The organism is Methyloceanibacter sp. (assembly GCF_041573655.1).
Taxonomy (GTDB): Bacteria; Pseudomonadota; Alphaproteobacteria; order Rhizobiales; family Methyloligellaceae; genus Methyloceanibacter.
In genome coordinates this window covers 1-8,811 of the sequence record NZ_JBFFQD010000065.1, presented here as the reverse complement: position 1 = coordinate 8,811, position 8,811 = coordinate 1, and the positions used below count along the sequence as shown (strand labels likewise).

Genomic DNA, 8,811 nt, shown 5'->3' with positions numbered 1-8,811 from the left:
TGCGCCAGAGCGGACTGACGAAACGGAAGGTCGCTCGCGCGCCGTTCACTACCAAACCGCTGCGTTGGCCTGACCAACAGTGACTGCTCTTGGCGTAGCAGCTTTCAACGCGCCGCTATGTCCCCTTGGGGTCATTAGCGGACATTCGGGTTCCCTCCCCCTCCCCTCATCCCGCGCACCCCTGCTATAGTCCGGCCCCGAATTGGATGGGAACGCGGCCGGGACGCGCGTAACACTTTGAGGGAGCAGGGGAATGAGTTACACGACCGGCGCGGTGCGTGAGCGCGAGAGAGCTGCGCCCGCCAGATGAACGGATTCCCCGTCTTCGCGCTGATCACCGGCATCGTCGCCACGCTTGTCGGCCTCAGCCTGCAGTTCATCGGCCGGGGCCTGTTCTCGCGCCACAAGCGCGACGACTCCAAAGAGCTGGCCGGCGTCGTTGGCCTACGCGTCTCGGCCATTTTCGGTATTGCCGTCGGTCTGATCTTCGCCTCCTCCGCCTCCCACCTGATGGACGCCAAGCGCAACCTGCAAGAAGAGGCGCGCCTGATCGGCACCTTGAAGTTCCTCGCCGCCGAGGCGCCGACGCTCGATAACCGCGGAAAGATCCAGCAGAACCTGGACGACTTCGCGACACGCTCGGTGAAGGAGCTCTCCGGGCCGGGCGGCCCGTCCGAAGCGCGGCGCGTCACCAGTCATCTGCTCTTTGAGATTTGCCGGGGCATGGCGCTGGACGACAGCGACAACGCCCAAATCCGCTGGACCAAGGTCGAGTTTCAGCGATCGTGCAGCAAGCTGATCGACCTGCGCGGCCGCAAGATCATCGGCTCGCGCGAGAGTCTGGTCACGCCGCCCTTCTGGGTCTTCTTCATTGTGTGTTTCTGCTTCCTCGCCTTTTTGTTTGGCGTGTTCGAACCGCGACCGCTGAATATCGTCTTCGCGTGCCTGTTCTATTTCGCCACCGGCGTTACCGGCGTGATCATCTATGCCTCCAGCGACCCGTATCGCGAGCCGGGCCGTATCAGCACGGCGCCCTTGGAGGTGGTCCTGCCCAAGAAGGTGGCGCCGCCGCCGGCCGAGGTACCGGCGGGAGCGCCGAACTGAAGACTCGTCTTCACAAAACCTCAAGGCTTGCGGCGGATATGCGGCGGCATTTTCCGATCTTGCCGAGAAATTGCCGGGTTTCGGTCGAGACGGCGCCCAGGTCCCCTGGCACAGTCTCTCTCAGTAGAGGGATGGAGTATCGGCATGTCAGTGTTATCGCTTTTGACCAGTGTGGTTCTTGCAGGGCTGGTCTATGGCCTGAGTTTTCTGCCCAACGCCACGCTGACGCAGGCCGACGACGAGATCGGCGTCGGCTTGAACGGCGACGAGCCGGCCACCGAGACCAAGGACGCGGACACCAAGCACACCGCGCGCGCCTGAACCCGCGATCCACGTATTTGAGATACAAAAAACGGCCGGGACGAACCCCAGCCGTTTCTCTTAATCCTATTGATCTTCATCGCAGCGCAGGCTGCTTGCCCTGACTAGCCAGTGATCTGCTTGGCCTTGTCCAGCAGCGCCTGGGCCTGGCGGATCGAAGCGATGTCGATCAGGCGGCCGTCCAAAGACACGGCGCCCTTGCCTTCTTTTGCTGCCTGCTCCATGGCCTCGACGATGCGCTGGGCCTTGGTGACCTCGGCCTCGGACGGCGAGAACACCTCATTGGCGAGCGGGATCTGCGAGGGGTGGATGGCCCATTTGCCCTCAAAGCCGAGAACGGCGCCGCGCTTCGCCGCGGCCTTGTAGCCGTCCGGATCGGAGAAGTCGCCGAACGGACCGTCGATCGGACGAAGGCCGTAGGCGCGGCAGGCTACCATCATGCGGCTCAGCGCATAGTGCCAAGGATCGCCCCAGTGATAGTCGCGCTTGCCGCTCTCGTCGGCGTCGGTCAGCACGCCGTGGTCCGGGTGCGGGCCGCCAATGCCGACGGTGCGCGCGCGGGTGGACGCCGCATAGTCGGCAACGCCGAAGCTCATGGCCTCCACGCGCGGGCTCGCCTGCGCGATGGCTTCCACATTGGCCATGCCAAGCGCCGTCTCGATGAGCAGCTCCAGGCCAAGCTTCTTCTCGTACTTCTTATATTGCTCGACCTGCGTGATGAGCATGTCGATGGCATAGACGTCCTCCGGCACGCCGACCTTGGGGATCAGGATCATGTCGAGGCGCGGGCAGTTCTCCAGCACGTCGATCACGTCGCGATAGGCAAAGTGGGTGTCGAGACCATTGATGCGGATCATCATGGTCTTGTTGCCCCAGTCGATGTCGTTCAGGCCCTGGATGATGTTTTTGCGGGCCTGCTCCTTGTCGTCGGGCGCCACGGCGTCCTCAAGGTCGAGGAAGATGACGTCGGCGGCGCTGGTGGCCGCCTTCTCGAACAGCGACGGGTTGGACCCGGGCACCGCCAGCTCCGAACGGTGCAGGCGCGGCGTCGCCTGCTGAATCAGGGTAAAGCTCATTGAATAGTCCCTCCTGGTTTAACCTGTGGCGCCGAGACCGGCGGCAACGGTGTTGATGGAAAGCAGTAATGCGGATTTGAAAGTTTCGCGGTCGTGCTCGTTCTCGCTCGCTCTGAAACGGCGGAGCAGCTCGACCTGCTCCCGGTTCACCTGATTGACGGTGGGAAGCCTCTCGGCCAAAGAGGCGCGGAATTGGGGGAAGCGCTCCGCGGGGAAGGCGCTTCCGGACACTTTCAGCACCATCTCGGTGGTCAGTGCAAGCTCCTTCTCGATCATCGCAAGGACGGTCGCCCGGACCCCCTCGTCATCGACTAAGCCCGCGTAATCCTTAGCAATTTCCATGTCCACCAGGGCCAGCACCTTCTCCACCTCATCGATGATCAGGCGGAACAGCCGGGAGTCGGCGAACATCTTGGCCAGGAGCGCCTCGCCTTGAGCCCCGCGGACCTCCATGAAGGTCTGAAGGGCGCTGCCCACCCCATACCAGCCAGTGATGATGTGCCGGTTCTGGGCCCAGGCGAACACCCACGGGATTGCCCGCAAGTCCTTCAGCGAGCTGGCGCCGAAGCGCCGCGCGGGCCGCGAGCCGATATTGAGTAGCGAGATCTCTTCCAGCGGGCTCGCCGCCTGGAAATAGGTGACGAGATCCGGATGCGTGATGAGGCCCGTATAGGCGGCGCGCGATGCACCGGCCAACGCCTCCAGCGCATCGTCGAACTCGGCGCTTGGCCGCAAGGCCGCTTCGCGCTCGGACTTCAAGGCATGCTCCAGCACGCTCGAGGCGAGCAGCTCCATCTGATAGAGCGACGTGCCCTTGTTGGCGTATTTGTGGGACACCACCTCGCCCTGCTCGGTCACGCGGAAGCGGCCGCGGATCGAACCGGCGGGCTGCGCGGCGATGGCACGGCCCGTGGGCGCACCGCCCCGCGATACCGATCCGCCACGGCCATGGAAGAAGGCGATGGCCGTGCCCGCCTCCTCGCCGACGCGCGTCAAATTGGTCTGCGCCTTGGTCAGCTCCCAGTTGGAGGCGACGAAGCCGCCGTCCTTGTTGGAATCCGAATAGCCGATCATCACTTCTTGCAAGCCGCCCTGCCAATGGGTCGAACGCCGGATCAGCGGAATGGCGAGCGCCTCGCGCATGATGGCGGGCGCCGCGCGAAGGTCGTCGATGGTTTCGAACAGCGGCACGATCGGCATGGCGCAAATCTCCGTGCCCGCCGCGTCGAGGAACAAGCCGCCTTCCTTGGCCAGAAGATACGCACCGAGAATGTCGTCGACCGAGCGCGTCATGGAGAGAATGAAGGAGCCGAACGCGTCGCGGTCCAGCCCGCGCCTGACTTCGGCGGCCTGGGCGAACATGTCGATCAGCTCCCTGGCCTCGCTCGGCAGGCCACCGATGATGTGCTCGGTGGTGAGCGGCCGCGCCAGTGCGCGGAGCAGCCAAGTGCGCCACTCGCGGCTGCCGAGCTCCGGCGGCTCGCCATCGGAGTGACCGGCGCTGGCCCACCAGAGAGCCTCTAGAGTCTCAGTCGTGCGCGTGGTGTTCTCGCGCAGATCGAGCCGCACCGTGGAAAAGCGGAACAGCTCGACGGCCCGGCGCACGGGCCGCACCAAGTCGGCGGCGAGCGAAGGGCTATTCGCCTCAGCAAGCGCCCGCTCCACCTGCATTAATTCGTGAATCAGCTCGTCGGCGTTGCCGTAATGCGGCGCGCCAAGTTCCAGCTCGCTGCCTTCGGCGCGCGTCATCGTTGCATCAAGCTTGCGCAAAACGCAGGTCAGAAACTGACGATAGGGCTCGCCGGGATTGCGTTGCGCAATAGCCTCGGCCTCGCCGCTCATCTTCAGCACATGGGCCAGCTCGTCTTGGAATCTCTCCGGCACGGGAAGCGCGCGCTCGGTGATGGACAGTGCGCGCGCCAGATCGACGATGCGACCGTGGTAATAACGCAGCGCCGCCGTCGCGTTTTGGCGCAAGGCCCACCCCGTGACGCTCGTCGTGACGTGCGGATTGCCGTCACGGTCGCCACCGATCCACGAGCCGAACTGGAAGAAGGGCGGCAAGTCGAAACGCTCGTCCGGGTAATGCCGCTGGAGCGCGCCGTCCAGCATCTCCAACATCTCCGGCGCGCGCTCGTACAGCGTCTCGTCGAAGAAGTAGAGACCGCGCAGCACCTCGTGCTCGACGGTCGGCTTTTCCAGATGCAGCTCGCCGGTCATCCACACCAGCTCGATCTGATCGCGGATATCGGCGAGGATCGTTTCGCGCTCCCGCTCCGTCCACCGCGCCGACTCCAGCTCGCGCAGCAGGAGATAGACCTTGCGGTACTTCTCCAACACCGTGACGCGCTTCGACTCCGTTGGATGCGCCGTAATTACGGGGCGGATGCGCAAGGAGCGCAGCAGATTCTCAATCTCTTTCGGCGCGATGCCGTCCGTGGCCGCTTCGGCCAGCACATGGTCGAACGTACCGCGAAGCTTGTCGCGCCCGCGCGTCCGCTCGATGTACCGGCGGCGGCGCATGGCGGCGTTCTGTTCGGCGATGGATAGAAGCTGGAACCAGATGCCCTGGGCCTGCAGCGCGCGGCCCATCATCTCCGGCGAAAACTGGGAGATGTTCGCGCGGCCCTCGAATACGTCCTCGATCTCGGGCTGATGCCGGCGCACGACCTCCATGAGGAGGCCAAAGAGGATTTCCGCCGAACCCCTAACCGATGTGCCACTGATGAGCGCAGTCGCACCGGCGTCGATCTCGGGATTTGGCTGGGACTCCTCGTTCATCGGCAAACGCAGCACTCCGATCTCGTCGATTGGTCTCGATAGGTTCCGTTCCGTCCGGGCGAACGCGTCGCCGCGGCAACCACGTCCCCTGAGCGCCGCTCCGCCAAGGCGTGCGGTGGCGCCTTTATGCACCACCTCACCCTCAGAAACTTAGGAAAGTGCCGGACCTTCGATCGACGTTGTTGCCGACCTACGATCCGGCCCCTCACTTAAGCCCCGACGACACTCGCCACGGTCGAGCCGAACTCGCTCGGGTTGGGCGCGACGGTCAGGCCGCACGCGCGCATGATCTCGGCCTTCTCTGCGGCACTGTCGCCAGCCGCTGAGATGATTGCGCCAGCGTGGCCCATGCGCCGCCCCTTGGGTGCGGTGAGGCCAGCGACGAAGCCAACGACAGGCTTTTTCATGTTGTCCTTGATCCAGGCGGAGGCCTCAGCTTCCTGCGGCCCGCCGATCTCGCCGATCATCAGCACGGCTTCGGTCTCTGGGTCTTCCTCGAACAGCCCGAGGTGATCCAGGAAGGAGGAGCCATTGATCGGATCGCCGCCGATACCGACGGAGGTCGAGATGCCAATCCCGTGCGCCTTCATCTGCGCGGCGGCTTCGTAGCCAAGCGTGCCCGAACGGGAGATCACGCCGACCTTGCCTTGCAGATAGATGTGGCCGGGCATGATGCCGAGCATGGCCTTGCCGGGGCTGATGATGCCTGCGCAGTTGGGGCCGACCATCGTGGTGCGGCGGTTCTTGGGATAGCGCATCATGTAGCGCTTCACGCGCATCATGTCCTGCGCCGGAATGCCGTCCGTGATGGAGCAGACGAGCTGAATGCCGGCGTCGGCGCACTCCATGATGGCGTCGGAGCAGAAGGCCGGCGCCACGAAAGTGATGGAGGCCTCGGCCCCCGTTGCCTTGACGGCTTCCTTCACGGTGTTGAACAGCGGGCGGTCCAGATGACGGCCGCCGCCTTTGCCGGGCGTCACGCCGCCGACGACATTGGTGCCGTACTCAATCATCTCCTTCGCGTGGAAGGTGCCCTTGTCGCCGGTCATGCCCTGGACGATCACCGGGGTTTTTTCGTCAATCAGAATGCTCATTACGTTGTCTCTCCGATGATCTTGACTTACGCCGCCTGGAGCTTGCCCTGGCATGCTGCGACCGCCTTTTCGGCAGCCTCGGCCAGAGTGTCGGCGGTGATCAGCTTCAGCCCGCTTTCGGACAGGATCTTGCGGCCCTCTTCAACATTGGTGCCGGCAAGCCGGACGACGAGCGGAACCTTGACTTCGAGGTTCTCGCAGGCCTGAACCACGCCTTTCGCCACCCAGTCGCAGCGATTGATACCGGCGAAGATGTTGACCAGCACGGCTTTGACGTTCTCGTCGGACAGGACGAGCTTCATCGCCGTCTCGATACGGTCCGGCGACGCGCCGCCGCCCACATCGAGGAAGTTGGCCGGCTCGCCGCCAGCGTGCTTGATCATGTCCATGGTCGCCATGGCGAGGCCCGCACCGTTCACGATGCAGCCGATGTCGCCGTCGAGACCAATATAGTTGAGGTTGTGCTCAGCGGCTTGCGCCTCGCGCGGGTCCTGTTGCGCCGGGTCGTACATGTCGGCGACGTTGTGGCGGCGGAACAGCGCGTTGTCGTCAAACGACATCTTGGCGTCGAGCGCCAGCACGCGATCGTCCTTGGCCACGACCAGCGGGTTGATCTCCAGCATCTGAGCGTCGCAATCGCGGAATGCGCGATAGGCGTTCATGATCGTCGACACGCAGCTCTGCGCCTGCTTGATGGAAAGACCAAGCTGGAAGGCCAGTTCGCGCGCCTGGAAGGACTGAAGGCCAACGGCCGGCTCGACAATGACCTGAAGAATGGCGTCCGGGTCGTTTTTGGCGATCTCTTCGATCTCCATACCGCCCTGCTGCGAGGCGATCACGCGGATGCGCTCCGCCTTACGGTCGAGCACGTAGCCAAGATAAAGCTCCCGCTCAAAGGGCTCGGCCGCCTCGATATAGACACGCTGCACGGGCTTGCCCTCGGGGCCGGTCTGGATCGTTACCAGACGCTTGCCGAGCAGCTCCTGCGCCGCCTCGCGCACTTCGTGGTAGGTCTTGCAAATCTTGATGCCGCCGGCCTTGCCGCGCGCACCAGCATGGATTTGCGCCTTCACGGCCCAACTCCAACCGCCAAGCTCGGTCGCCGCATAGACGGCCTGGTCGGGGCTGAAGGCTACGGCACCCTTCGGCACCGGCACGCCGAAGCTGCCCAGAAGCTCTTTTGCTTGATACTCGTGAACGTCCACGTCGTTTCTCCCTTCGTAAGTCTTCGGCGGGCTCTTTTCGTTGACGAGCCGCGCCCTAAGGCATCAGCTCACTTTGCCTTTGACGATGTCATAAGCCTTCTCGGTCGTGGCCTCAGCGCCGGCGAGAAGGTTCTCCAGTTCGCTCAGCTTACCGTCGGTAAAGCTCTTGTCCGAGATCATTTTCACGTTGATGTAGACATTGAGCGCCGCGCTTCGCAGTGCAGCATTCGCGGACAGGACACCGACGCCCGCGTCAGAAATCACGTTCAGGTTGCCCTTCTCGGAGGCCGTCAACGCCAGGTCGATAACCTCTCGCGCCAGGCGGCAGCAGCGGATCGGAACCTCCGTCGCTTGCTTCAGCGCATCCTGGATCGCCGCGTCGCGCGCGGCTTTGTCGGCGTCGGTTTCCTTCGGCATCCCGTACGCACCCATCACCGTGTCGAACGCCCTCACGTCCTCTTGGATCATGCCGGTCAGCCGGTGACGTAAATCTTCGGCCTTGGCCAGCAAGTCCTTCATGTCCCCTTCCACATCGGCGTACTTCTTTTTGCCGATGGTCAGGTTACAGACCATACTGACAAGCGCAGCGCCCATGCCGCCGAGAATCGCGGCCGCGCTCCCGCCTCCGGGGGTCGCCGCACTCGAAGCGAGCGCATCAAGGAAGGGCTCGATCGCCGTGTCTTTGATCTGGGTCATGCCTAAGCCATCTCTTTTGCCAGCGCGTAGATCTCCTCGGCGTCGAATGCCGCCTCGGCGCTTTCGAACATCTTGGCGATGCAAGCACGATGAAGTTTCAGCTTCAGCCCGCCAATGCCGAGCGCACCAAAGGCGATTTTGTCACCATACTCCGCGCCCTTGTCGGTGGCCTTGATACCCTCGACGCCAAGCGGCGGCTGGGCATTCACGTCGGCCAGAAGCTCGACATTGGAATTGTCCTTCCAAGCCGACTCCGGCAGGAGCTGGATGCCGATGGCGCCAGCCGCGAAGATAACATTGGCGTCCTTGGCTGCTTCGGCGCGTTCCTCGTCCGTGGCACCGGCTGCGCCTTCGACCTTGATGCCGAAGCGCTTCTCGATGACTTTAGCAGCAGCCTCAGCACGATCCTTGGTGCGCGAGGTGATTGTCACGTCCGCGCCTTCCATGCCGAGGAAACCGGCGGCGCGCATGCCGACAGGCCCGGTGCCCGCGAGCACCAGCGCCTTCTTGCCCTTGAGCGAGCGTCCCTTGGCG

At 63.7% G+C, this 8,811-nt stretch carries 7 protein-coding genes and 1 pseudogene; 2 read left to right on the top strand and 6 right to left on the bottom strand.

Annotation, left to right across the window (positions count from 1 at the left end; all coding sequences use genetic code 11):
- Window positions 1-306: 306 nt before the first annotated feature.
- On the top strand, window positions 307-1,104 hold the full coding sequence (locus ABY454_RS11345; protein ID WP_372930759.1) for a hypothetical protein: 798 nt from the start codon (window positions 307-309) through the stop codon (window positions 1,102-1,104).
- Window positions 1,105-1,248: 144 nt separating this feature from the next.
- A complete protein-coding gene (locus tag ABY454_RS11340) occupies window positions 1,249-1,425 on the top strand; it encodes a hypothetical protein (protein WP_372930757.1) in 177 nt (58 codons plus the stop codon).
- Between the two features lie 104 nt (window positions 1,426-1,529).
- On the opposite strand, the gene ABY454_RS11335 is transcribed toward ABY454_RS11340, so the two are convergent.
- The 6 genes and pseudogenes from ABY454_RS11335 to ABY454_RS11310 all read right to left on the bottom strand — a co-directional run.
- On the bottom strand, window positions 1,530-2,501 hold the full coding sequence (locus tag ABY454_RS11335) for a CoA ester lyase (RefSeq protein WP_372930755.1): 972 nt from the start codon (window positions 2,499-2,501) through the stop codon (window positions 1,530-1,532).
- Between the two features lie 18 nt (window positions 2,502-2,519).
- A complete protein-coding gene (locus tag ABY454_RS11330; RefSeq protein WP_372930760.1) occupies window positions 2,520-5,282 on the bottom strand; it encodes a phosphoenolpyruvate carboxylase in 2,763 nt (920 codons plus the stop codon).
- A 209-nt stretch (window positions 5,283-5,491) separates the two neighbouring features.
- Window positions 5,492-6,376, bottom strand: coding sequence for a succinate--CoA ligase subunit alpha (gene sucD, locus ABY454_RS11325; protein ID WP_372930753.1), 885 nt, complete (start codon window positions 6,374-6,376; stop codon window positions 5,492-5,494).
- A 26-nt stretch (window positions 6,377-6,402) separates the two neighbouring features.
- Window positions 6,403-7,581: a malate--CoA ligase subunit beta gene (locus ABY454_RS11320; protein WP_372930752.1), complete on the bottom strand. Its 1,179-nt coding sequence runs from the start codon at window positions 7,579-7,581 to the stop codon at window positions 6,403-6,405.
- A 63-nt stretch (window positions 7,582-7,644) separates the two neighbouring features.
- Window positions 7,645-8,277 (bottom strand): methenyltetrahydrofolate cyclohydrolase, encoded by a 633-nt coding sequence (gene fchA, locus ABY454_RS11315; RefSeq protein ID WP_372930751.1) that lies wholly within the window; start codon window positions 8,275-8,277, stop codon window positions 7,645-7,647.
- A gap of 2 nt (window positions 8,278-8,279) precedes the next feature.
- Window positions 8,280-8,811, bottom strand: a pseudogene (locus ABY454_RS11310) (methylenetetrahydrofolate dehydrogenase); the annotation flags it as partial.